This window comes from Rhodoferax sediminis (assembly GCF_006970865.1).
Classification (GTDB): Bacteria; Pseudomonadota; Gammaproteobacteria; order Burkholderiales; family Burkholderiaceae_C; genus Rhodoferax_A; species Rhodoferax_A sediminis.
This window is the reverse complement of the sequence record NZ_CP035503.1, coordinates 3634164-3657570: the sequence shown is the minus strand read 5'-3', so window position 1 is coordinate 3657570 and position 23407 is coordinate 3634164. Positions and strand designations below refer to the sequence as shown.

Annotated in this window: 17 protein-coding genes; 8 read left to right on the top strand and 9 right to left on the bottom strand. The window is 67.2% G+C overall.

Annotation, left to right across the window (positions count from 1 at the left end; translation table 11 throughout):
- From EUB48_RS17655 to argH, 6 genes are all read right to left on the bottom strand, one after another.
- A complete protein-coding gene (locus EUB48_RS17655; RefSeq protein ID WP_142820343.1) occupies positions 1-1146 on the bottom strand; it encodes an alpha-hydroxy acid oxidase in 1146 nt (381 codons plus the stop codon).
- Between the two features lie 75 nt (positions 1147-1221).
- The gene (locus EUB48_RS17650; protein ID WP_142820342.1) at positions 1222-2715 is read right to left on the bottom strand and encodes a Do family serine endopeptidase; all 1494 of its coding nucleotides are present in this window, start codon (positions 2713-2715) and stop codon (positions 1222-1224) included.
- Between the two features lie 96 nt (positions 2716-2811).
- On the bottom strand, positions 2812-4191 hold the full coding sequence (locus EUB48_RS17645) for a phospholipase D-like domain-containing protein (RefSeq protein ID WP_142820341.1): 1380 nt from the start codon (positions 4189-4191) through the stop codon (positions 2812-2814).
- A 95-nt stretch (positions 4192-4286) separates the two neighbouring features.
- Positions 4287-5630, bottom strand: a complete 1344-nt coding sequence (locus tag EUB48_RS17640) for a sensor histidine kinase (protein WP_142820340.1) — start codon at positions 5628-5630, stop codon at positions 4287-4289.
- Entirely contained in the window at positions 5627-6286 is a 660-nt protein-coding gene (locus EUB48_RS17635; RefSeq protein ID WP_142820339.1) for a response regulator, read from the bottom strand. Before EUB48_RS17635 ends, EUB48_RS17640 begins: the two co-directional genes overlap by 4 nt.
- 93 nt (positions 6287-6379) lie before the next feature.
- The gene (gene argH / locus EUB48_RS17630; protein ID WP_142820338.1) at positions 6380-7795 is read right to left on the bottom strand and encodes an argininosuccinate lyase; all 1416 of its coding nucleotides are present in this window, start codon (positions 7793-7795) and stop codon (positions 6380-6382) included.
- A gap of 21 nt (positions 7796-7816) precedes the next feature.
- Here argH and EUB48_RS17625 point away from each other — a divergent pair, with 21 nt between their 5' ends.
- The 3 genes from EUB48_RS17625 to EUB48_RS17615 are packed head-to-tail and all read left to right on the top strand — an operon-like array spanning position 7817 to position 10846.
- Positions 7817-8863 carry a sensor histidine kinase gene (locus EUB48_RS17625; protein ID WP_142820337.1) on the top strand — a complete coding sequence of 349 codons (1047 nt, stop codon included), beginning with the start codon at positions 7817-7819 and terminating at the stop codon, positions 8861-8863.
- Positions 8864-8885: 22 nt separating this feature from the next.
- Positions 8886-9635 (top strand): LytR/AlgR family response regulator transcription factor, encoded by a 750-nt coding sequence (locus EUB48_RS17620; RefSeq protein WP_142821393.1) that lies wholly within the window; start codon positions 8886-8888, stop codon positions 9633-9635.
- A gap of 32 nt (positions 9636-9667) precedes the next feature.
- Positions 9668-10846, top strand: a complete 1179-nt coding sequence (locus tag EUB48_RS17615) for an AI-2E family transporter (RefSeq protein ID WP_142820336.1) — start codon at positions 9668-9670, stop codon at positions 10844-10846.
- Between the two features lie 12 nt (positions 10847-10858).
- Here EUB48_RS17615 and EUB48_RS17610 read toward each other — a convergent pair whose 3' ends face one another.
- The gene (locus EUB48_RS17610; protein ID WP_142820335.1) at positions 10859-11401 is read right to left on the bottom strand and encodes a sterol desaturase family protein; all 543 of its coding nucleotides are present in this window, start codon (positions 11399-11401) and stop codon (positions 10859-10861) included.
- A gap of 92 nt (positions 11402-11493) precedes the next feature.
- Complete coding sequence (ppc, locus tag EUB48_RS17605; protein WP_420821420.1) at positions 11494-14436, bottom strand: phosphoenolpyruvate carboxylase; 2943 nt, start codon at positions 14434-14436, stop codon at positions 11494-11496.
- Positions 14437-14443: 7 nt separating this feature from the next.
- On the opposite strand from ppc, the gene hemC reads away from it, so the two are divergent.
- Genes hemC through EUB48_RS17585 form a run of 4 tightly spaced genes read left to right on the top strand, consistent with a single transcriptional unit; the run spans position 14444 to position 18633 of the window.
- Positions 14444-15421 (top strand): hydroxymethylbilane synthase, encoded by a 978-nt coding sequence (gene hemC / locus EUB48_RS17600; RefSeq protein ID WP_420821460.1) that lies wholly within the window; start codon positions 14444-14446, stop codon positions 15419-15421.
- Positions 15422-15457: 36 nt separating this feature from the next.
- Complete coding sequence (locus tag EUB48_RS17595; protein WP_142820332.1) at positions 15458-16270, top strand: uroporphyrinogen-III synthase; 813 nt, start codon at positions 15458-15460, stop codon at positions 16268-16270.
- Entirely contained in the window at positions 16267-17346 is a 1080-nt protein-coding gene (locus tag EUB48_RS17590) for a uroporphyrinogen-III C-methyltransferase (RefSeq protein ID WP_142820331.1), read from the top strand. Before EUB48_RS17595 ends, EUB48_RS17590 begins: the two co-directional genes overlap by 4 nt.
- Positions 17347-18633, top strand: coding sequence for a heme biosynthesis protein HemY (locus tag EUB48_RS17585; protein WP_142820330.1), 1287 nt, complete (start codon positions 17347-17349; stop codon positions 18631-18633).
- Between the two features lie 105 nt (positions 18634-18738).
- On the opposite strand, the gene EUB48_RS17580 is transcribed toward EUB48_RS17585, so the two are convergent.
- The gene (locus tag EUB48_RS17580; RefSeq protein WP_142820329.1) at positions 18739-21861 is read right to left on the bottom strand and encodes an Rne/Rng family ribonuclease; all 3123 of its coding nucleotides are present in this window, start codon (positions 21859-21861) and stop codon (positions 18739-18741) included.
- A gap of 519 nt (positions 21862-22380) precedes the next feature.
- Here EUB48_RS17580 and EUB48_RS17575 point away from each other — a divergent pair.
- Positions 22381-23403 (top strand): RluA family pseudouridine synthase, encoded by a 1023-nt coding sequence (locus tag EUB48_RS17575; protein WP_142820328.1) that lies wholly within the window; start codon positions 22381-22383, stop codon positions 23401-23403.
- Positions 23404-23407 lie beyond the last annotated feature (4 nt).

Below are 23407 nucleotides of genomic sequence, written 5' to 3'. Positions count from 1 at the left end.
TCAGTATGTTCCCGGCAGCAGGATGCCTTTGTCCACCGAATTGATGTCGGTGTGGCCGCAAAACGCCATGGTCAGGTCCAGCTCGTTGTGGATGATCTCCAGTGCGCGCGTCACGCCGGCTTCGCCCATCGCGCCCAGGCCGTAGAGCATCGAGCGTCCGATGTAGGTGCCCCGCGCACCCAGGGCCCAAGCCTTGAGCACGTCCTGCCCGGAGCGAACGCCGCCATCCATGTGCACCTCGATCTGGTGCCCCACGGCCTCGACGATGGCCGGCAGCGCCGAGATGGAGGAAGGCGCGCCGTCGAGCTGGCGCCCGCCGTGGTTCGAGACGATCAGCGCGTCCGCGCCGCTGTCCACGGCCAGGCGCGCATCCTCCACGTCCTGGATGCCCTTGAGAATCAGCTTGCCGCCCCAGCGCTTCTTGATCCACTCCACGTCGCCCCAGCTCAAGGCCGGGTCGAACTGCTTGGCGGTCCATTCCGACAGCGATCCCATGTTCTCCACGCCCTTGACGTGGCCGACGATGTTGCCGAACTGCCGGTGGCGGGTAGCGAGCATGCCCAGGCACCAGCGTGGCTTGGTCATCATGTTGAGGATGTTGGCCAGCGTCAGCTTGGGCGGCGCCGACAGGCCGTTCTTCAGATCCTTGTGGCGCTGGCCGATGATCTGCAGGTCCAGTGTGAGCACCAGCGCGCCGCAGTTCGCCGCCTTGGCGCGGTCGATCAGCCGCTCGATGAAGTCGCGGTCCCGCATCACGTAGAGCTGGAACCAGAACGGCGCCTTGGTGTGGGCCGCAATGTCCTCGATCGAGCAGATGCTCATGGTGGACAGCGTGAACGGGATGCCGAACTTCTCGGCCGCGCGCGCCGCCAGGATTTCGCCGTCGGCGTGTTGCATGCCAGTCAGGCCGGTCGGTGCAATGGCCACCGGCATCGCCGCGTCCACACCGAGCATCTTCGTGCGGGTGCTGCGGCCCTCCATGTTGATCGCCACGCGCTGGCGCAGCTTGATGCCCTGGAAGTCAGCCTCGTTGGCGCGGTAGGTGCCCTCGGTCCACGAGCCGGAATCGGCATAGTCGTAGAACATGCGCGGCACACGCTTTTGCGCCAGTACGCGCAGGTCTTCAATGTTGGTGATCACGGTCACGAAAGTCTCCTCGGTGTGACCGCAATGGTAACGGGAGTGGGGGCCGGCCTGCGCCGGCCCTTTTCTGTGCGTGGGTCAACCCAGTTGTACCGGGACAAAAATCTTGTCGTCACCGCGCTGGATCAACAAGGCAACCGACTTGCCCGATTTGACCAGCGCCGAGCGCACCTGCTCGACACTCTTGACGGGCGTGCCATTGACCGCCAGCAGCACGTCACCGGACTGGATGCCCGCCATGGCCGCCGGGCCGCTGGCGTCTTCGATCAGAACGCCGTGGTCAGCACCGGCTTGCTGCTTTTCATCGCCCTGCAGGGGCCGCAGTACCAGCCCGAGCTGGCCGTGGCCGGCCACATTGGCGCTGCTGGCCACCGTCGCAGTTTTTTCGTCGGCATCGCCGAGCTTGGCCGTGAGCGTTGTCGCGCTGCCGTTGCGCCAGACTCCGAGCTTGACCGTGTCGCCGGGGGCGTCCATGCTGATGATGGGAGGCAGGTCGCCGGACGACACGATGGGCTGGCCATTCACGCTCTGGATCACGTCGCCCGATTGCAGGCCGGCCTTGTCGGCCGGGCTGCCTTTTTCCACGCTGGAGACCAGCGCGCCTTCGGGCGTGGCAAGCTTGAAGGAATTTGCCAGCGTCTGGTTGACGTCCTGCACAGAGACCCCTAGCCGGGCATGCTCGACCTTGCCGGTGGCCGCCAGTTTTTGCTCGATCTTGAGTGCCGTGTCGATCGGAATGGCAAACGACAGCCCTTCGAAACCTCCAGTCTGGCTGTAGATTTGCGAGTTGATGCCAATCACCTGGCCGCGCGTGTTGAACAGCGGGCCGCCCGAATTGCCGGGATTGACGGCCACGTCGGTCTGGATGAACGGAACGGCGCTGTCGCCCGGCAACGAGCGGCCCTTGGCGCTCACCACCCCGGCGGTCACGGAGTTTTCAAAGCCGAACGGTGAGCCAATGGCCAGCACCCACTCGCCTACCCGGAGGTCGCGGGAACTGCCCAGCGCCACCACGGGCAGGTTCCTGGCGTCGATCTTGAGCACCGCCACATCGGTCTTCGGGTCCGCGCCCAGCACCTTGGCGCGAAACTCACGGTGATCGGTGAGCTTGACAATCACTTCCTTCGCGTTGCGCACCACGTGCGCATTGGTCAGGATGATGCCGTTCGGATTGATGATGAAGCCCGAACCCTCGGCTCGCGAGGGAACTTCGCGCGGCACCCCCTGGCCACCCTGTCCCTGCTGGAAGCGGCGGAAGAACTCAAAGAAAGGGTCGTTGCCAAACGGATCGTCCTGCCCGTTGCGCCCGGCCATGGGTAGCTCATTGGAAGTCTTGGTCAGGCCGGTAACGGTGATGTTGACCACCGCCGGGCCGTAGCGCTGGGTAATTTGCGCAAAGTCCGGCAAGGCCGTCGGGGTGATGCTCGATGGGGACAGGCTGGTGGCGACCACCGGCGCCGGCGCCGCATGAGCGCGCTCGGCGTGGAAGGCAGTCACACCGGCGCCGCCAATGACGCCGGCGGCGAGCAGCGCGATCACCAGGCGTGTGCTTTTCAGGGATACGGTTTTCATGGGCTGTGCTCCTGTGGGTTGAATCGATATCGATGATCCAACTATGGGCAGGCCCGCTTAGGTGAAACTTAAAGGGGCGCGGCGCCGCAGGCAGCGTCAGATCTGGAAGCCCAGCCAGCGCACCAGACCCTCCAGGATGTCGCGCCACAGCGATGCGGCGCGCGCTACATAGCGGCGCGCGCCGCGGAAGTTGGCGGCGATCCAGTGGTCGACGGCCGCGATGTCTTCGGCCGCATAAAAAGCCACCATCAGCTCGAAGTTCAGGAACAGGCTGCGTGCGTCCAGGTTGAGCGAGCCGCACAGGGCCAGCGTGTCGTCCACCACGATCGCCTTGGCATGTGTCATGCCGGCTGTAAGCCGCACCTGCGCACCGGCCGCCGCGAGATCGCGCATGGCGCGCGGGCGCGCAATATCGGCCAGCCGGTGGTTGGAGCGGGCTGGCACGATCAGTTCCACACGCACACCGCGCTGGGCGGCCAGGCGCAGGGCGGTCAACAGGTTGTCGTCCGGCACGAAGTAGGGCGTCACGGCCACCACCCGCTGGCGCGCCCGGTAGATCGCGGTCAGCAGTAGTGCGTGGACCGTGTCCTCGGCCTGATCCGGGCCGCTGGGCACCATCTGGGCCAGGTGCTGGCCCGGGCCGGGCGCTGGTCCGGCCGACTCCGGTGCGGTTTTTTGGCGACTGTTTTCCTGTGGGCCGCTGGTGTGGCGCCAATGCGATTCAAACAGGTCCAGCGCCTCGCCCGCGAGCGGGCCGTGCACGGTGAAACTCAAATCGATCCACGGCGGCGTGCGGCCATCGCCCGTGAAGTATTCCGCTGCCAGGTTGCGCCCGCCGCTCCACACATGCCTCCCGTCGGCAATTGCCAGTTTGCGGTGGTTGCGCAGGTTCACGCGCCCGCGCATCGGGTTGTGCAGCAGGGGCATGAACCAGCGCACCTCCACGCCGGCCGCGCGCAGCCGTTCGATCTGCTGACGCGAGGTGCGCAGGCTGCCCACCGCATCGAGCAGCAGGCGCACGCGCACGCCGGCGCCGGCCCGGTCCTGCAGCAGGCGCACCACACGCTGGCCCACCTCGTCATTGGCGAGAACATAGGTGCAGATGTCCAGCCGGCTTTGGGCGCTGCCGATCACGGCCAACAGTTCGTTCCACGCCGCGTGGCCATCGGCATGGAAGCGCACGGCCCGCTGGGGCTGGGGCGCGGCCAGGCCCATGCCTTCCAGCGTGGCGATGGCCGCGGCCCGCGGTGTGTCGTCATACCCATCCGTCACGGCGCCGGGATGGCGTGGCGGCCTCACAAACTTGCGCGATCCAAAGAAAAGATAGAACGGCAGGCCGATGTACGGCAGCAGGGCAATAAGCAGCACCCACGCGATGGCGGCCGACGGATGACGGCGCTGCCCGCCGACGTGGGTGTTGATCGCATAAATCAACAGGCAGATCAGGACGAAGACAAAGTGACCGAGGATTAGCAAGGCAGGGCGCGGTGGAGGAGGTGTCGCATCCTAACGCAGCTCAGGATGTTCCGAGCCAGTTCAAGCCTCCATCAAGAAGCCAGCGGGGCCGGGCCTCAATCCCTTGCCGGCGCTGAGTCCGCCAGCGGGAAGCGCACCTCGACCTGCAGACCGCCGAGGCGTTCAGACCGATCGAGCCTGAGCGTCGCACCGTGGCGATCGGCGATGGTCTTGACGATGGCCAGCCCCAGTCCGCTGCCGCTGGCCCCCGAGTCACTGGCGGCGCGAAAGAAACGGTCGAACACGCGCGGGCGGTCAAGCGGGGCTATACCCGGCCCGCTGTCCTCCACCACCAGCACGGCGTGCGCGCCCACGATGCGCAGCGCGACATCGACCCGGCCCGGCGCCGGTGTGTACTTGAGCGCGTTGTCCAGCAGATTGCGCAGCAGGATGCGCAAGGCGTCAAGCTGGCCGCGAACCCAGGCGGGTTCGGTGTCTCCCACGCCCAGATCGATGTGGCGAGCCTGGGCCTGCGGCAACACGTCGGCCACGGCGAATTGCACCGCATCCTGCAGATTCAGCCGCTCGCTGGCAGCCGGGTGTCCCGGACCGGCTTCCTCGCGGGCCAGCGCAAGGAGTTGCTCGACCAGCCGGATCGCGCGGTCGATGCCCTGGTTCAGGCGCGCCACGGATACTTCGCGTGCGGCCTCGTCGCCGCTGCGGCGCAGCGCCTGGGCCTGCAGTTTCAGGGCCGTGAGCGGGGAGCGCAGTTCATGCGCCGCATTCGCCACGAACTGGGTTTGCGCGTCGAACGCCGTGCGTACCCGACCCAGCAGCAAATTGAGCTCATCGACCAGCGGACGCACTTCTTCGGGCAGGCCCTCGCCCGGCAGGGGCGAGAGGTCACCGGCGCTGCGACTGGCCACCTGGCGGCGCGTGCGCTCCACCGGTGCCAGCGAACGGCTGATCACCCACCACACCACCAGCATGAGCAGCGGCGCCATCAGCGCGATGGGCAGCACCGCGTGCGCGGCCAGGGCGCGCGCGCGCGCCAGCCGGGCGCTCATGTTCTGTGCGATCTGCACGGTTTGCAGCGGCGTCTGCACGGAATACACGCGGTAGCTGGTGCCACCCACGGTCACGTCGGAAAACCCGAGCACGGCCTGCGGCGGCAGCGCCCTGGGGGCCGAGCGGAAGATCTGGGCGCCGTCCGGGCCCCAGATCTGGACGTAGAAGTCGAAATCGCCCGGTGCGTCACTGTCGGGCGCAGGCGGCCCGAGCGGGATGCCGCCGCGCAGCGAACGCGCCATCTGCTGCAGGTGGTAGTCGAACATGTCGTCGGCCTGCTGCAGCGCACCGCGATACGCCGAAACCCCCTGCACCACAGAGGCCAGCAAGATCGCCAGCAGCAAAAAAAACAGCAGGCGTTTGCGCAAAGAGTGGGTGGCAGGGGGATTCATTGCCGCGGCACCAGGTAGCCCAGGCCGCGCACCGTCTGGATCAGTTCGCTGCCCAGTTTCTTGCGCAGGCCATGGATGTAGACCTCCACGGCATTGCTGCTGATGTCGTCCTTCCAGCTGTAGAGTTTTTCTTCCAGCTGGGTCCGCGACAGCACCATGCCGGGGCGCGCCAGCAGGGGCTCGAGCACGGCCCACTCGCGCGCCGACAGATTCACCGCCTCGCCGTTGACGCTGGCCTCGCGCGTGGCCGGGTTCAGGCTCACGCCCCTGTGCTCGAACGCCGGCTCGCCGCGCCCGGCGCTGCGCCGCAGCAGCGCGCGGATGCGGGCCAGCAGCTCGTCTGTGTCGTAGGGTTTGACCACGTAGTCGTCGGCGCCCGCGTCCAGGCCGGCGACGCGGTCGCCCACCGCGTCGCGCGCCGTGGCGATCAGTACCGGCACGGTTTCGTGGCGCGCGCGCAAGCTGCGCAGCACCTCGATGCCGTCGCGCCGGGGCAGGCCCAGGTCCAGCAGCACGAGGTCATATTTCTGCGTGCCCAGCGCGGTATCGGCCATGGCGCCGTCCCTGACCCAGTCCACGGCGTAGTGCTCGGAGCGCAACAGGTCCAGCACGGCCTCGCCGATCATGGAGTCGTCTTCGACCAGCAGCAATCGCATCTTTTCGGTCCTCGGGTTGAAAAGATTATGGGTCGCCGCGGCTTAGGCCAGGCTTAAGGCCGCACCTGGCCGCGCACCCGGGGCCGGGCGGCTTCAGGTCAGTCGCGCCCGGTGCCGCGTGATCTGCGCACGTACTTGCGCGGGAGCGGTGCCGCCGAGGACGTTACGGGCATTGAGCGAGCCGCGCAGGCTGAGCACGTCGTACACGTCTTTCCCGATCTTCGGGTTGAACTGCTGGAGCACGTCCAGCGGTAATTCGGACAAGTCCACCTTGTGGGCGATCGCCGCCTTCACCGCGTGCGCCACGGCTTCGTGCGCATCGCGGAACGGCAGGCCTTTCTTGACCATATAGTCGGCCAGATCGGTGGCCGTGGCGTAGCCCTTGAGCGCGGCGCGCTCCATGGCCTGCGGCTTGACCGTGATGCCGCCCACCATCTCGGCAAAGATGCGCAGTGTGTCCTTCAAGGTGTCCACCGTATCGAACAGCGGCTCCTTGTCTTCCTGGTTGTCCTTGTTGTAGGCCAGCGGCTGGCCTTTCATGAGCGTGATCAGGCCCATCAGGTGGCCGACCACGCGGCCGGTCTTGCCGCGCGCCAGTTCGGGCACGTCGGGATTCTTTTTCTGCGGCATGATCGACGAGCCGGTGCAAAAGCGGTCGGCAATGTCGATGAAACCAAAACTCTGGCTCATCCACAGCACCAACTCTTCACTGAGGCGGCTGATGTGGATCATCGCGAGCGCGGCCGCCGCGCTGAATTCAATCGCGAAATCGCGGTCGCTCACGGCATCCAGGCTGTTCTGGCAGATGCAGGCATGGCCCTGCTCATCGACCATGCCCAGGGTTCTGGCGACGCGTTCGCGGTCCAGCGGGTAGCTGGTGCCGGCGAGCGCGGCAGCGCCGAGCGGCAGGCGGTTCACGCGCCGGCGCACGTCGGCCATGCGCTCGGCATCGCGGCTGAACATTTCCACATAGGCCAGCATATGGTGGCCGAAGCTCACGGGCTGCGCCACCTGCAGGTGCGTGAAGCCGGGCAGGATGACCTCGACGTTCTTCTCGGCAATGTCCAGCAACGCCTTTTGCAGGGCGGTCAGCAGGCCGGCAATCAGGTCAATCTCGCCGCGCAGCCACAGGCGCACGTCGGTGGCGACCTGGTCGTTGCGGCTGCGCCCGGTGTGCAGGCGCTTGCCGGCATCGCCCACCAGCTGGGTCAGGCGCGCCTCGATGTTGAGGTGCACGTCTTCCAGTTCGAGTTTCCATTCAAACGCGCCCGACTCGATTTCCTGCGCGATCTGCGCCAGACCCTGTTGAATGGCCGCATGGTCGGCGGCGCCGATGATGCCCTGCGCGGCCAGCATCTCGGCGTGCGCCAGCGAGCCGGCGATGTCGGCCTGCCACAGCCGTTTATCAAAAAATACGCTGGCGGTATAGCGCTGGACCAACTCGCTCATGGGTTCCGAGAACAGAGCCGACCACGCTTCGGATTTCTTATCGAGTTGGTTTTGGGACATGTGGGGCAATAATGTTGGTGAATGAAGGACTCCCAAATTTTATCGACCTTCTCGGAACTGTCGGCGCCGGCCGCCCTGGAGCCGCCGCTTCAGCCGCCGCCCAGGGTGCTGGTGTTCGACGCCTGCCATGTGGGTGTGATTTTGCGCGCGGTGCTGTTCATGGAGGCGGTGATCGCCGTTGGGGCGATGTTTGGGGCGCACACTTTCCTGGACTGGCTGGGCCGCCTGTCGCTGCTGACGGGCGGTGCCTTGCCCGCCACGCTGGCCTGGCTGATTGCCGCCTGCAGCCTCAAGAAGCCGCTGGCGCGCCTGCCGCGCGCGGGGCAGTACGTGGCCGGCGTCACGCTCGGCGCGCTGGCGGGTCTGTACGGCTGCGGCCTGCTGGCGCTGGCGGGATTTAGCGAATCGGTGCCGTGGCTGGCCAGTGCGTTTTTGGGCGCCTTGCTGTCGGCCCTGCTGGTGGTCGCGCTGGTGCTGCGCGCCAAGGGCCGCACGCCGGCCGCCACCGCCGCGCGCCTGAGCGAGCTGCAGGCGCGCATCCGCCCGCATTTTTTATTCAACACGCTGAACAGCGCCATTGCGCTGGTGCGCGAAGACCCGGCGCGTGCCGAGACCATGCTGGAAGATCTGAGCGACCTGTTCCGCCACGCGCTCGCCGATCAGGGCGAATCCGTGACGCTGGCTGAAGAAATTGCGCTGGCCCGGCGCTATCTGGCGATCGAACAGGTTCGTTTTGGCGAGCGGCTGCGGGTCGAGTGGGTGCTCGACGGGCAGGCGGACAACGCCAGGCTGCCGCCGCTGCTGTTGCAGCCGCTGGTGGAAAACGCCGTCAGGCACGGGGTCGAACCCAGTGCGATGGGCGCCCAGGTCAAGATCTCGACGCGGCGCCGCGGCACCTCGGTCGTCATCAAGGTCACCAACACGGTGAGCGCCCCCGGCCGGCCCGGCAACGGCGTGGCGCTGGAAAACGTGCGCGACCGCCTGAGCCTGCTGCACGACGTGCAGGGCCAGTTCCAGACGGCACTGAAAGACGGCGTGTTCCAGGCCCGGATCGAGGTGCCCGCATGAACGCCAGAAGGTGCTGCACATGATGATCCTCAACGTGCTGCTGGTGGACGACGAAGCGCTGGCCCGCTCGCGCCTGCGCACGCTGCTGGGCGAGTGCACCTCGCCCCGGGCCATCCTGGGCGGCGAGGCGGCCAACGCGGCGCAGGCGGTGGAGCTGCTGCAGCGCCACGCGTTCGATGCGGTGCTGCTGGATATCAACATGCCAGGCACCGACGGCCTGGCCTTGGCACAGACCCTGTGCAGTCTGCCGCAGCCGCCCGCCCTGGTGTTTGTCACGGCTCATGCCGAACATGCCGTCACGGCGTTCGAGCTCGAGGCGGTCGACTACCTGACCAAGCCGGTGCGGCTCGAGCGGCTGCAGGCGGCGCTACAAAAAGTAGAGCGTATTGTGACCGCCAGGGAAGGGGTTCAGCCCGATTTCGTGAAAGATTTCCTGGTTATCCAGGACCGCGGACGGACCGAACGGGTGCCGCTGGCAGAGGTGGTGTACCTCAAGGCCGAGCTTAAATACGTGACCGTGCGCACCGCCACCCGCAGCTACGTCATCGACGACAGCCTGAGCGAACTCGAAGAGCGCCATGCCCCGCGGTTCCTGCGCATCCACCGCAACGCGCTGGTCGCACGCCAGGCGGTGCGGGCCCTGGAAAAGCATTTCGACCCCGAGGAGGGCGAAGGCTGGGCGGTGCGGCTCAATGGCACCGAAGAAGTGCTCGCGGTATCGAGGCGGCAGTTGCCCGCGGTGCGGGACACGATTGCGGGCGCGGGCAATTGAGCCTTGACCCATCTTCTCCACAGGAAACACCCATGACAGACGATTCTTCGACGCCGGCTGCCGGCTTGCCGCCGGCCGAGACCGTGGCCCTGGCGCCAGACCCACGCGTGCTGCTACACATGCCGGTCGATGTGCGTAGCCTCTCGCTGGTGGTGCTGGCGCTGCTGGGCAGCCTGTTTGTGCTGCGCTGGGCCAGTGCCGTGTTCATCCCGCTGCTGCTCGGGGTGCTGTTCAGCTACGCCTTGTCGCCGGTGGTGGACTGGATGCAGCGCTGGCACGTGCCGCGTGTGCTGGGTGCGGCGGTGCTGCTGGCCGCCCTGCTGGGAGGCGCCGGCTGGACTGTCTATTCACTCAGCGACGATGCCGCCTCATTGATCGAGTCGCTGCCGGTGGCGGCGCAAAAGCTGCGCCAGTCGGTGCGGGCGCGGCGCGGCGCGTCGGAAAGCGCCATTGCGACGGTACAAAAGGCCGCGACCCAGCTGGAGCAGGCGGCAGAAGACAGTGGCGCCGCCAAGCCGGCTGCCAGTCCGGGGGTGACGCGGGTGCAGGTCGAGCGGCCCAGGTTCGACATCAAGGACTACCTGTGGAGCGGTACCGTCGGCCTGATCGGCCTGCTGGGTCAGATGCTGGTCGTGATGTTCATCACCTACTTTCTGGTCGCTTCCGGCGACGTTTTTCGCCGAAAACTGGTGAAAGTTGCCGGTCCGACCTTCAGCAAAAAGAAAATCACGTTGCAGGCGCTCGACGAAATCACGGGGCAGATCCAGCGCTACCTGCTGGTGCAACTGTTCACCAGTACCCTGGTGGGCTTGGCCACGTGGCTCGCATTTTGGTGGATAGGTCTGGAGCACGCCGCGGTGTGGGGCATTGTGGCGGCCGTCCTCAACCTCATCCCCTACATCGGCTCCATTGTCGTGGCAGGCGCATCGGCGATGGTCAGCTTCCTGCAGTTCGGCACGCTCGAGATGGCCGCGCTCGTGGCCCTGGTGTCGTTCGTGATCCACAGCATCGAAGGCTACGCGATCACGCCCTGGCTGACCAGTCGCGCCGCCAGCATGAATCCGGTGGCGATCTTCGTGGGGGTGCTGGCCTGGGGCTGGCTGTGGGGCGTGTGGGGGCTGCTGCTCGGCGTGCCCATTTTGATGGCCATCAAGGCGGTGTGCGACCGCGTCGATGACTTGAAGCCGGTCGGTGAGTTTCTCGGCACCTGAACGCAGGCCCGGCTACTTCAGGGTGCGAAACACAGTGTCCCAAAACGAGGTGGTGACGCCGTAGTAGCCCGCCTCTTCGCTGCGATGGTGCAGTGCGTGGCAGTACTTGCGCCGCCGCAGCCACTTGCCGCCGCCGTGCCAGTGGTGTACCGCGTGATGCACACACGAATAGGCCAGGTAGCCCACCAGCACACCCAGTGTCAGCGCACTGCCGCGCCACAAATTGCTCAGCAGCAGCGCCGGCAGAAAAACCAGCAGGGCGATCAGGGAGCCACTCAGGAGCGTGGGCGTGCAAATCAGGGCAGTAGGCCGCGCGTGATGGTCCGCATGCCAGGTGCTGAACGGCGGCACGCCGTGCAGCACAAAGCGGTGCGCTACGTACTCCATCAGGCTCCAGCCCAACAGCCCCAGCACGACCAGCGTGGCCATGACGGGCCAGTCGGCGCGCGGACCGGCCGCCAGCAAGGCGTAGGCAATCAGCACCACGGCCAGCGCGTAGACCACGAAGTCGGCGCGGTACGCCAGTTTGCTGTGTTCGAGTGCAAAGCTTCCCATGCACGTCCTTCTGTGTTGCTTGTCCGACGGGCCACGGTGTGGCCCGCTCCCGGTTCATCTTACGCGATTGATCCGCCAGCCGGCATGACCCCTCAACCGGTATTGCGCAGCCCCGCCGCGATGCCGTTGATGGAGATGTGAATGCCGCGGTGCACCCGCTCGTTCGCCTGCCCCGCGCGGTAGCGGCGCACCAGTTCCACCTGCAAATGGTGCAGCGGGTCGATGTACGGAAAGCGGTGCCGGATGGAGCGCGAGAGCGCAGCATTGCCGGCCAGGCGCTGCTTCTCGCCGGTGATCAGCGCCAGGGCGTCGGTGGTACGCTGCCACTCCATCTCGATCGCGCTGAAGATCTTCTTGCGCAGGCGGGCGTCGCCCACGAGGTCCGCATAACGCGAGGCCAGCGCCAGGTCGCTCTTGGCCAGCACCATATCCATGTTCGACAGCAGGGTGCGAAAGAAGGGCCACTGGCGGTACATTTTTTGTAGCAGGACGAGCGCGTCCTTGCTGGGCTTCAGGCCTTTTTCATGCTCATTGCCATGCAGGAAGGCCTGCACCGCCGAGCCAAAGCCGTACCAGCCCGGCAGGGTCAGCCGGCACTGGCCCCAGCTGAAGCCCCAGGGAATGGCGCGCAGGTCCTCGATTTTTTGCGAGGCCTTGCGCGACGCGGGACGCGAGCCGATGTTGAGCTCGGCGATTTCGCGGATCGGCGTGGCGCTGAAGAAGTAGTCGGTGAAGCCGGGCGTCTCGTACACCAGCGCGCGGTAGGCCGCCATGCTGGTTTGCGACAGCACGGCCGCGGCTTCCAGGAAGGCCTTGGTGGCCGGCTTGGTCGGCTGCAACAGGGTCGCTTCCAGCGTGGCGGCGACGAGAGTTTCAAGGTTGCGCCGGCCAATCTCGGGGTTGGCGTACTTGGAGCCGATCACCTCGCCCTGCTCGGTCAGGCGAATCTGCCCGCGCACCGTGCCGGGCGGCTGCGCCAGGATGGCCTGATAGCTCGGGCCGCCGCCGCGCCCCACGGTGCCGCCGCGGCCGTGGAACAGGCGCAGCTGCAGCCTGTGCGAGCTTGAGAGCTCATCGAACAGCTCCACCAGCGCGATCTCGGCGCGGTACAGCTCCCAGTTGCTGGTGAAGATGCCGCCGTCCTTGTTGCTGTCGGAGTAGCCGAGCATGATGTCCTGCTCGGCGCCGCTGCGCTGCACCAGGTTGGCCACGCCGGGCAGGGCGTAGAACTCGCGCATGATGGGCGCGGCGTTGCGCAGGTCCTCGATGGTCTCGAACAGCGGCACCACGATCAGGTCGCAGCTCGCGTGGGCGTCATCGAGAACGCCGTGCATCAGCCCCACTTCCTTTTGCAGCAGCAGCACCTCCAGCAAGTCGCTCACGGTCTCGGCGTGGCTGATGATGTAGTGGCGAATGGCCTGTTCGCCAAAGCGCTCGCGCATCACTTTGGCAGTTTCGAAGATGGCCAGCTCGCCCTGCGCCAGCGCTGAGTAACTGGCGCCGAGCACGCGCAGTGGCCGTGCGTCGTTCAGCAGCTGGAGCAGCAGCGCGCGCCTGGTCAGCTCGTCCAGGCTGGCGTAGTCGGGCTCGACGCGCGCCACCGCCAGCAACTCGGCCACCACGTCCTCGTGCTTGTCCGAGCTCTGGCGCAAATCCACCGTGGCCAGGTGAAAGCCGAACACCTCGACCGCGCGGATCAGCGGGTGCAGGCGCTGTGCGACCAGCGCCGCGCCATGGTGGGCCAGCAGCGAGGCCTCGATGGTGCGCAGGTCGGCGCACAGGTCCTGCGCTCTCAAATACGCGTTTTGCGGGGCCACCGCATGGCGCGCGGCCTCGCCGCCGGTCAGGTCCTTCAGGCTGGCCGCGAGTCGTGCATAGATGCCCGTGAGAGCCCGCCGATACGGCTCGTCCTGGCGATGCTCGTTGGTGTCGGGCGAGCGCTCGGCCAGCGCTTGCATTTCGGGGCTGACCTGCACCAGCATGGCCGACAGCGACAGCTCGCTGCCCAGCAGGTGCACCTCGGTCAGGTAGTGGCGCAGCGCGACCTCGGCCTGGCGCCGCAGCGCGTACTCGAGGGTTTGCGCGCTCACATTGGGATTGCCGTCGCGGTCGCCGCCGATCCACTGGCCCATGCGCAAGAAGCTGTGCACCGGGTGGCTGCCCAGTTCGCGCTCCAGTTCGGCGTACAGCTTGGGGATCTCGCGCAAAAAGGTGGCCTCGTAGTAGCTCAGCGCGTTCTCCACCTCGTCCATCACGGTGAGCTTGGAAAAGCGCAGCAGCCGCGTGTGCCACAGCTGCATCACGCGCGCGCGCAGCTGGGCTTCGTTGGCGGCCAGCTCGCGCGGGGTGAGCGCGTCCCGGCTTGTGGGATTCAGCGCCGCGCGGCTTTTGATCTCGTCACGCGCGGCCAGCAGCTGCGCGATGTCGCGCTCGGCGTCCAGAATGCTTTTGCGCTGCACCTCGGTCGGGTGCGCTGTCAGCACCGGCGACAGATACGCGTGGGCCAGCGTGTTGGCGATGGTTTTGGGCGCAATCCCGGCCCAGCGCAGGCGCGCCAGCGCCACTTCGATGCTGCCTTCCTGGGTATTGCCCGCGCGTTCGTGGATGGCGCGGCGGCGGATGTGGTGGCGGTCCTCGGCCAGGTTCGCGAGGTGGCTGAAGTAGGTGAAGGCGCGGATCACGCTGACCGCCTGCTCGCCACTCAGGCTTTTCAGCAGTTTCTTGAGGGCCTTGTCGGCCTCCTGGTCGGCATCGCGGCGGAACGCCACCGAGAGCTTGCGTACCTGCTCCACCAGTTCATACGCGGCGACGCCGTCCTGCTCGCGGATCACGTCGCCCAGGATGCGGCCCAGCAGGCGGATGTCTTCCACCAGCGGTCGCTCGTTGTCCCGGGATCTGCCTGGCGCTCGCTCGTTGTTTTTGGGCCCGACGGCGCCTGCAACGCGTTTTGGGGGTTGATCCTTGTCGGCCGTTTTCATGGGCGCGTATCCTTGGCGGGTGAGCTGGTTTGGCGGGAGTGGGTGGGGAGCGTGCATGCTAGCATTGCCTTCTCCCGCAAACCCCCCCGAAGATTACGAACAGGTTACGACTTTGAGTTCGCCCGCCCGCCCCCCCATCGTTATCGCCACCCGAGAAAGCCGCCTGGCGTTGTGGCAGGCCGGGCACGTGCAAACCCTGCTGGAGCAGCGCGGCCACCGCGTCACCCTGCTGGGCATGACCACCTTGGGCGACCAGACCCTCGATCGCAGCCTGAGCAAGGTGGGTGGCAAGGGCCTGTTCGTGAAGGAGCTGGAAGCTGCCCTTGAAGATGGGCGCGCCGACATCGCCGTGCACTCGCTCAAGGACGTGCCGATGGACCTGCCCGAAGGCTTTGTGCTGGCCTGCGTGCTGGAGCGCGAAGATCCGCGCGATGCGTTCGTGTCCAGCCGCCATGCTGCGCTGGCGGACCTGCCGCAGGGCGCCGTGGTCGGTACCTCCAGCCTGCGCCGCATCGCGCTGCTGCGTGCGCTGCGCCCCGACCTGCGCATCGAGCCGCTGCGCGGCAACCTCGACACCCGGTTGCGCAAGCTCGACGAGGGCCAGTTCGATGCAATCGTGCTGGCCGCGGCCGGCTTGAAGCGCCTGGGCCTGGGCGCGCGCATCCGCGGCGTCTTTGAGCCCGTCGACATGCTGCCGGCCGCCGGCCAGGGCGCGCTCGCGATCGAGGTGCGTGCGGGGCGTCAGGATTTGATCGAGGCGCTGGCCCCGCTGGCGCATCAGGCCACCTGGCTGGCCACCGCGGCCGAGCGCGCCGTGAGCCGCGCCATGGGTGGCAGCTGCTCCATGCCGCTGGCGGCGTTTGCCCGCTTTGACGGCGAATACCTGCAGCTCGGTGCCGCCTGGGGTGACCCGGACGGCACCGGCCCACTGGTCAAGGCGCGCGGGGCCGCCGCTTGTGCCGACCTGGCGGCCGCGCAGGCTCTGGGCGAGCAGGTCGCGGCGAAGCTGCGCGAGGGCGGCGCCCGCTATTTGCCGGGTTAGCACGTACGCTAATTCGTGTCACAACCGCCTGCGGCCATGCGTGTCATCGTGACCCGCCCCGAGCGCGAGGCCAGGGGCTGGAGCCAGCAGCTGTCGGCGCGGGGATTCGACGTGCTGGCGTTGCCGCTGATCGCGATTGGCCCGGTGACAGACCCGCCGGCGCGCCAGGCCCTTGAATCGGCCTGGCAGCGGCTGGACGAGTTCTTTGCCGTCATGTTTGTCAGTGGCAATGCCGTCGCGCATTTCTTTGCATCAAAACCGCCTCTAGCCCATATTCCACGGGGATGGTTAGCTACCAATTCGGGAGTTCAGGAGCATCTGTCGCCGCGTTGCTGGGCCCCCGGGCCGGGCACGGTCCGGGCCTTGCAGCACGCCGGCGTGGCGGCGCACGCCATCGATGCACCCGATGCGCAATCCGGCCAGTTCGACTCCGAGGCGCTGTGGCAGCAGGTGCACGCGCGCGTGCCGGCCGGTGCGTGCGTGCTGATCGTGCGCGGCGGCGATGGGGGCGCCAGCGCCGGGCGCGACTGGCTGGCTCATCAGCTGGCCGGCGCAGGCGCTCAGGTCGAGACCGTGGCAGCCTACGAGCGCCGTGTGCCGGTCCTCGAAGCGCAGCAACTGGCTCTGGCGCAGCAGGCCGCGCAGGACGGTTCCGTCTGGCTGTTCAGCAGTTCGCAGGCCATCCGCCATCTGGCGCAACTGTTGCCGGCGCAATACTGGGGCCGCGCCCGCGCCGTGGCGACCCATCCGCGTATCGCCCAAACCGCGCGGGAGGCCGGTTTTGGTGTTGTTTGCGAGTCACGTCCCACGCTGGATGACGTGGTGGCCTCGATAGAATCTGTGCCATGAACGCGACCGAGCCCCCTGCCGACGCTGCCAGCCCGCTGGCCGGATCCGTGGCCGAGCCGTCCGATTCCATTCCCTCCCTCACCGGCGCGCCGGGGCATGCCGTGTCGCGCACCCTGGTGATTGTCGTGGCGGTGGTCGCGGCATTGGCGCTGTTGCTCAGTGTGCTGCTGTGGCAGAAACTCTCTGCCATCCAGGGTCAGCTGGCGCGCCAGAGCGCCGACTCGGGGGCCCGGGCGGTCGAGGCGAGCGGCATGGCGAAACAGGCGCTGGATCTGGCCCGCGAAACCGCGGCGCGCCAGGCCGTGGCCGATGAACGGCTCAGCGAAGTGACGCTGCAACGCACGCAACTCGAAGACCTGATGCAGAGCCTGTCGCGCACGCGCGACGACAACCTGGTGGTCGATCTGGACTCGGCCGTTCGTCTCGCGCAGCAGCAGGCCCAGCTCACGGGCAGCGTGGCGCCCTTGCTGGCCGCCTTGAAGACCGCCGACCAGCGTGTCACCCGCGCCGCCCAGCCGCGCCTGGCGCCCGTGCAGCGAGCCATTGAACACGACATCGACCGCGTAACGGCGGCGCGTGTCGCGGACACGCCGGGCCTGCTGGACAAGCTCGACGAGCTGGTGCGACTGGTCGACGAGCTGCCGGTGCTCAATGCCGCCATGAGTCCCGCCGCTGCCCGCGGCGCCGCGCCGAAGACCCCGGCCGCGACACCGGCCTGGTGGCAGCGTGCCCTCGAGGTGCTGCATATCGAGGCGCGCAGCCTGCTGCGCGTGAGTCGCATCGAGCAGCCCGAGGCGATGCTGCTGTCGCCCGAGCAATCTTTCTTCCTGCGCGAAAACCTCAAGCTCAAGCTGCTCAACGCACGGCTTGGCCTGCTCGCGCGGCAGATCGACTCGGCGCGTTCCGATCTGGCCGCTGCCAGCCTGGCGCTGAACAAATATTTCGACCCGGCCGCGCGCAAGACACAGGTCGTGGCGGGCTTGCTGCAGCAGGTGCAGGGCCAGATGAAGACGGTGGAGCTGCCGCGCGTGGATGACACGCTGGCGGCGCTGGCCACCGCGGCGGCGGGCCGGTAAATGCGTGCCGCTTTGTGGCTGGTCGCCCTGTTTGGCGTGGCCGTGGCCGTCGCCCTGTTTGCGGGCAACAACCAGGGCCTGATCACCGTGTTCTGGCCGCCGTACCGGGTCGATCTCTCGCTCAACCTGGTGGTGTTGCTGCTGCTGGCCGCCTTTGTGCTGATCTACGCGGCGTTGCGCGCGCTCGCGGCATTGTTTGATTTGCCCCGGCAGGCGAAACGCTGGCGCATGCAGCAAAAGGAGCGGACCATGCACGCGGCGCTGATGGATGCGCTGTCGTATCTGCTGGCCGGGCGCTTCATCCGGGCCCGCAAGTCGGCGCAAGCGGCCCTGAGCCAGGAAAAGGCGCTGGGCGCCTCCGGCGTGAAACTAGTGAATGCGGTGCAGCTGCGAGCCCTGTCGCACCTGGTCGCCGCAGAAAGTGCACAGGCCTTGCAGGACAAGGCCGGGCGCGATGAACACCTGCGGCAGGCGCTGGAAGACCCGTCACAGCGGCACACGGCACTGGGACAGGAAACGCGCGAAGGTGCGCAACTGCGCGCTGCGCGCTGGGCGCTGGACGACCGGGATGCGCCAGCCGCGCTGGCCTGGCTCGACGAGCTGCCGCAGGGCGTGGCGCGCCGCACGCTGGCGCTGCGCGTCAAGCTCAAGGCCGCTCGTCTGGCGCGCCAGACGGTCGATGCGCTGGAGACGGCGCGGCTGCTGGCCAAGCACCGGGCCTTCCCGGGCGACGCGGCGCAAAGCATCGTGCGCGGACTGGCCACCGAGCTGATCAACGGCGCATATGACACCGCCCAACTGCTGCGCGTCTGGAACTCGCTGGAGAACGTTGAGCGCGTGACGCCCGAGCTGGCGATCGAGGCGGCCCAGCGCATGGCGGCCCTGCAGGGGGACGCCAACATCGCGCGCGCCTGGCTGCTGCCGGTATGGGAGCGTATGGTCGCGCCCCACGGTGATCCATCGGCAGGCCTCGGCGATTACCAGAGCATCAAGCTGGTGCGCGCGCTGGAGTTGGGACTGGAGTCGCTGGATGCGCCATGGCTCGCCCGCATCGAGGCGGCCCAGCAGCGAAATCCGCGCGACGCCCGGTTGCAATACCTGGCTGGCATGGCCTGCATGAAGCGCCAGCTGTGGGGCAAGGCGCAGCTGCTGCTGGCCCAGGCCGTGATGGGCCTGCAAGACGCGGGGCTGCATCGCAACGCCTGGTGCGCACTGGCCCAATTGGCCGAGCAGCGCGGTGACGATGCCGCAGCCGCCCAGGCCTGGAAGCGCGCCGCACAGTTGTAACGGCCCCATAAAAAAGCCACCGGGGCCTGGCTGACCCGGCGGCTTTTTTGGGGTTGCTGTGGGGCAGCAACGTCACGCTGAGCGGTCTCCCGCCCAACGGTTGCCTTACGGTGTCGCTTCGTGCGAGGCCTGCTCGAACGGCAGCGTCATGTCGCGCAGATCGCGTTTGGTTTCCACCAGGATCAAGGGGCCGTCGTCCTGCACCACGACCGGGGCGCGCTCGCGCGGCACATGCACGGCGCGCGGCTCGGCCGCCATGGCGGCGCGCGCGGCGGCGATCTTGCCGGCGTCGGAATTCACCCATTGCAGGCCCGAGCCCGTGGCGACCTGCGCCAGCTCGGCCAGCGGCAGTTCGAAGGAGGCTACCTTGGGCAGCGCGGGCGCCGACGAGGCGACGGCGGGTGCGGCAACCGGGGCCGCCGCAACGTGCACGGGCGCAACGGGTGCGGTCGCACCGGGAATCGGTGCCTGCACCGGGATGGCGCTCACGGGTGCCTGACTGGCTGCAGGTTCAACGGCGGCCGGTTCGCTGGCTGCCGGCGCGGCCGTGTCGAAATACGACCTGCGCTGCACCGGTTCATGCTGGGCCGCAGGCTGGCCGGCCTCCGGCACGCCGGATGGTGCTGTTTCAGCGGCCTCCGAGGCATCGCGCGGCGCGCGTTCGCGGCGGTCGCGGCCATAGCGATCACGCGAGCGGCGCTCGCGCGGTTCGCGCTGGCCATCCGTGCGCTCGGCCGACATATCACCGGCGTGGCCTTCGCCCGCCTCGGCTGCAACGCCGACCGTTGCCATGGCCGCTGCGGCCACCTCGGCGCCGACAGACAGCGGTTCACTGCGATTAGCGGCCTCGTCCGTGCCCGGTGCGTGGTCGCCGCTGCGGTCATTGCGACGCTCGCCGCGGCTCTCGGGCTGGCTGTCGCCACGATCGCTGCGCTCACCACGCTCACCACGGCCCTCGGTGCGCTCACCGCGTTCGCCGCGGCCTCCACGTTCGCGCCGCTCACCGCGCTCACCGCGCTCGCCGCTGCGCGGCGCACGCTCCTGCCTGGGCTGCTCATTGCCGGCGCCTTCCACGGCCTGCGGCGTACCCGTCATGGGGCTGGTCGCTGTCGCGTTGTCGGGTGCCGGCGGGCGGCCTTCGCCGTCACGGCGTTCACGGGGTCCCTGGCGGTCGTTGCGGCGTTCACCGCCACGGCCACCGCGGCCACCGCGACCTTCGCCGCGCGGGCCCTGGCCTTCTACCTCGGCGCCTTCTGCGCGACCTTCGGCGCGCTCTTCGCCGCGGCGCTCACCGTCGCGGCCGCCACGACCCTCGCCACGGCCTTCGCCCCGGCGGCCACCGCGGCCTTCGCCCCGGCCTTCTCCACGGCGACCATCGCGGCGTTCACCGTCGCGACCACCACGGCCTTCGCCGTCGCGTCCCGTGCGGCCTTCGCGTTTGTCGTCTTTTTTCGGTTCTGCGGCCACCACCACCGGCGCGGCAGCGGGTTTGCTGCCAAACAGGCCCTTGATCCAGCCAAAGAAGCCGCTTTCCGCGGGCACCGGCGCCGCCATGGCGGCTGGCGCCGTCTTCTCCACCGGAGCAGCCGGGACGGGCTGAGGCTTGGGTACAGCCACCGGGGCGGGTGCATCGGGCAACACACCCTTGATGACGGGCTCCTGCTTGTTGCTGCGCTCCTGCGAGCGACGCGTCACGGTGGTCGGATCCTCGACTTCTTCCGCCATTTTGTAGCTGACTTCCATGCCGTCCAGGCGTGGGTCGTCGTGCTTCAGGCGCTCGAGCCGGTAGTTCGGGGTTTCCAGCGTCTTGTTGGGCACCATCAGCACGTTGATGCGCTGCTTGAGTTCGATCTTGGCGATCTCGGTGCGCTTCTCGTTGAGCAGGAAGGACGCCACTTCTACTGGCACCTGGCACAGCACGGAAGCGGTGTTGTCCTTCATGGACTCTTCCTGGATGATGCGCAGGATCTGCAGTGCCGAGCTTTCCGTGTCGCGGATGTGGCCCGAGCCGCCGCAGCGCGGGCAGGGGATGGAGGCACCTTCGGACAGCGCGGGCTTCAGGCGCTGGCGGCTCATTTCCATGAGACCGAACTTGCTGATGGTGCCGAACTGCACGCGCGCACGGTCCTGCCGCAGCGCATCGCGCAGGCGGTTTTCCACGTCGCGGCGATTGCGCGACTCTTCCATGTCGATGAAGTCGATCACGATCAGGCCGCCCAGGTCGCGCAGGCGCATCTGGCGCGCCACTTCGTCGGCGGCCTCCAGGTTGGTGCGGGTCGCGGTTTCCTCGATGTCGCCGCCACGGATGGCGCGCGCCGAGTTCACGTCCACCGAAACCAGCGCCTCGGTGTGGTCGATCACGATGGCCCCGCCGCTGGGCAGCTGCACGGTGCGCGCGTAAGCCGACTCGATCTGGTGCTCGATCTGGAAACGGCTGAACAGCGGGGCGTCGTCGCGGTAGCGCTTGACGCGCGCGGCGTGCTCGGGCATCACGTGCGCCATGAACTGCTGGGCCTGGTCGTACACGTCGTCGGTGTCGATCAGGATGTCGCCGATATCGTTGTTGAAGTAGTCGCGGATGGCGCGGATCACCAGGCTCGATTCCTGGTAAATCAGGAACGCACCCTTGCCACTTTTGCCGGCACCGTCGATTGCGGTCCACAGCTTGAGCAGGTAGTTCAGGTCCCATTGCAACTCGGGCGCGCTGCGCCCGATGCCGGCGGTGCGCGCGATGATGCTGGCACCGGCAGGGTATTCCAGCTGGTCCATGGCTTCCTTGAGCTCGGCCCGGTCATCGCCCTCGATGCGCCGGCTGACGCCACCGCCGCGCGGGTTGTTGGGCATCAGCACCACGTAGCGGCCGGCCAGCGAGACAAAGGTGGTCAGGGCCGCGCCCTTGTTGCCGCGCTCTTCCTTCTCGACCTGCACCAGCAGTTCCTGGCCTTCCTTGATCACGTCCTGGATGCGCGCCTGGCTGACCGGCACGCCCTGGGCGAAGTACTGTTTGGAGATTTCCTTGAACGGCAAAAAGCCGTGACGGTCTTCGCCGTAGTCGACAAAGCAGGCTTCCAGCGAGGGCTCGACGCGGGTGACGACGGCCTTGTAGATGTTGCCCTTGCGCTGCTCGCGCCCTTCAATTTCAATTTCGTAGTCGAGCAGCTTTTGCCCGTCCACGATCGCCAGCCGGCGTTCTTCGGTCTGGGTGGCGTTAATCAGCATCCGTTTCATGATGCGTTTCCTTCAATCTAAAACATTCACAGGCCTCTTGCGGGCCAACGATGCCTGATCGGGCGCTTTGAAACGAAGGGAATTGCCGGAGAGCCTGCGACTATGCCGGGCCGCGGCTCGGTTGTCGGGGCGTAGGCGCTTGGACGCGGGCGAGAGGATGCAGATATGGATCAGCTACAAAATGGGTAGCTGGGCGCGCCCGAAAGACGGGGGCCACGGGCTTTTCCACGCCGAGGGGCGGGGGCAACAGCCACCGCCACAAGGTTTGAATCAGCACCATCAACACAAGAGTTCTCGCTTTAGTCCGCCGGCAACCCGGTGCGCAGCGCGCGAGGTTGCCGGATTTGGGTATTCCGTATCAGTGTTTCAATTGCGTCGTCTCGACTCACGGGGTTGTGTGCCACCTGGCGCTCAGGCGCCCGGTTTGCAGACAATGGCCATGAGTGGCATCGACCTGCCAGTGCATTTTGTTCGGTGCCCTAAACTTGTAGTTAATCAAGCACTTACAACATATCGCTGGTGAAAAACATTATAGGCGTTCACAAGCCCCCTGCGCCACCCAAGGCCGCGCCGGAAGTCAAATTCATTACGATCGACGATGAGTCTGCCGGTCAGCGGCTGGACAACTTCCTGATGCGGCACCTCAAAGGGGTGCCCAAAACGCATGTGTACCGCATCATCCGCAGCGGCGAGGTCCGGATCAACAAGGGCCGGGCCGCCGCCGACAGCCGGGTGCAGGCCGGCGATGTGGTGCGGTTGCCGCCCGTGCGGGTGTCTGAGCGCCAGCAGGAAAAAGCGGCGAATCCGGCGCCGGCCCGTGAATTCCCGATCCTGCTGGAAGACGACTGGCTGCTCGCCATCGACAAACCGGCCGGCGTGGCGGTGCACGGCGGCAGCGGCGTGAGCTTTGGCGTGATCGAGCAATTGCGCCGGGCCCGGCCGCAGGCCCGGTTCCTGGAACTGGTGCACCGGCTGGATCGCGATACCAGCGGCATCCTGCTGGTGGCCAAGAAGCGCAGCGCCCTGACCCACCTGCAAGACCAGTTTCGCGAGCGCGAGACCGGCAAGACCTACCTGGCGCTGGTCGCGGGCGGCTGGCCGGCGAATAAAAGGGTGATCGACGCGCCGCTGCACAAATACCTGCTGCCGGCGGGCCAGGACGGGGAGGGCGAGCGCCGCGTCAAGGTGGTGGCCAAAGGCGACCCCGACGGCATGCGCTCGGTCACGCTGGTCAAGGTGGCGCGCCAGCTGGCGGGCTTTACCCTGCTGGAGGTCACCATCAAGACGGGACGCACGCACCAGATCCGGGTGCATCTGGCGTCCCAGGGGCACGCCGTCGTCGGGGATGACAAGTACGGCGATTTCGAGTTGAACAAGTCCCTGCAAAAGCAGCAGGGGAATTTGGGCCTGAAGCGCATGTTTTTGCATGCGTGGCGGTTACAGTTCAATCATCCCTCCAGTGGCGAGCGCATCGAGCTGCTGGCCGAACTGCCCCCGGAACTTCAGAGATTTGTCGACCATGTCCCAGCTCCAAAACCCTGATGCC

What these genes read in the sequence shown, in the direction of transcription:
- EUB48_RS17595 (WP_142820332.1), top strand. Translation starts at nt 15,458, where the DNA reads ATGCGTGTCATCGTGACCCGCCCCGAGCGCGAGGCCAGGGGCTGGAGC.
- EUB48_RS17615 (WP_142820336.1), top strand. Translation starts at nt 9,668, where the DNA reads ATGACAGACGATTCTTCGACGCCGGCTGCCGGCTTGCCGCCGGCCGAG.
- EUB48_RS17625 (WP_142820337.1), top strand. Translation starts at nt 7,817, where the DNA reads ATGAAGGACTCCCAAATTTTATCGACCTTCTCGGAACTGTCGGCGCCG.
- EUB48_RS17650 (WP_142820342.1), bottom strand. Translation starts at nt 2,715, where the DNA reads ATGAAAACCGTATCCCTGAAAAGCACACGCCTGGTGATCGCGCTGCTC.
- argH (WP_142820338.1), bottom strand. Translation starts at nt 7,795, where the DNA reads ATGTCCCAAAACCAACTCGATAAGAAATCCGAAGCGTGGTCGGCTCTG.
- EUB48_RS17585 (WP_142820330.1), top strand. Translation starts at nt 17,347, where the DNA reads ATGCGTGCCGCTTTGTGGCTGGTCGCCCTGTTTGGCGTGGCCGTGGCC.
- EUB48_RS17590 (WP_142820331.1), top strand. Translation starts at nt 16,267, where the DNA reads ATGAACGCGACCGAGCCCCCTGCCGACGCTGCCAGCCCGCTGGCCGGA.
- EUB48_RS17580 (WP_142820329.1), bottom strand. Translation starts at nt 21,861, where the DNA reads ATGAAACGGATGCTGATTAACGCCACCCAGACCGAAGAACGCCGGCTG.
- ppc (WP_420821420.1), bottom strand. Translation starts at nt 14,436, where the DNA reads ATGCACGCTCCCCACCCACTCCCGCCAAACCAGCTCACCCGCCAAGGA.
- EUB48_RS17635 (WP_142820339.1), bottom strand. Translation starts at nt 6,286, where the DNA reads ATGCGATTGCTGCTGGTCGAAGACGACTCCATGATCGGCGAGGCCGTG.
- EUB48_RS17620 (WP_142821393.1), top strand. Translation starts at nt 8,886, where the DNA reads ATGATCCTCAACGTGCTGCTGGTGGACGACGAAGCGCTGGCCCGCTCG.
- EUB48_RS17610 (WP_142820335.1), bottom strand. Translation starts at nt 11,401, where the DNA reads ATGGGAAGCTTTGCACTCGAACACAGCAAACTGGCGTACCGCGCCGAC.
- EUB48_RS17640 (WP_142820340.1), bottom strand. Translation starts at nt 5,630, where the DNA reads ATGAATCCCCCTGCCACCCACTCTTTGCGCAAACGCCTGCTGTTTTTT.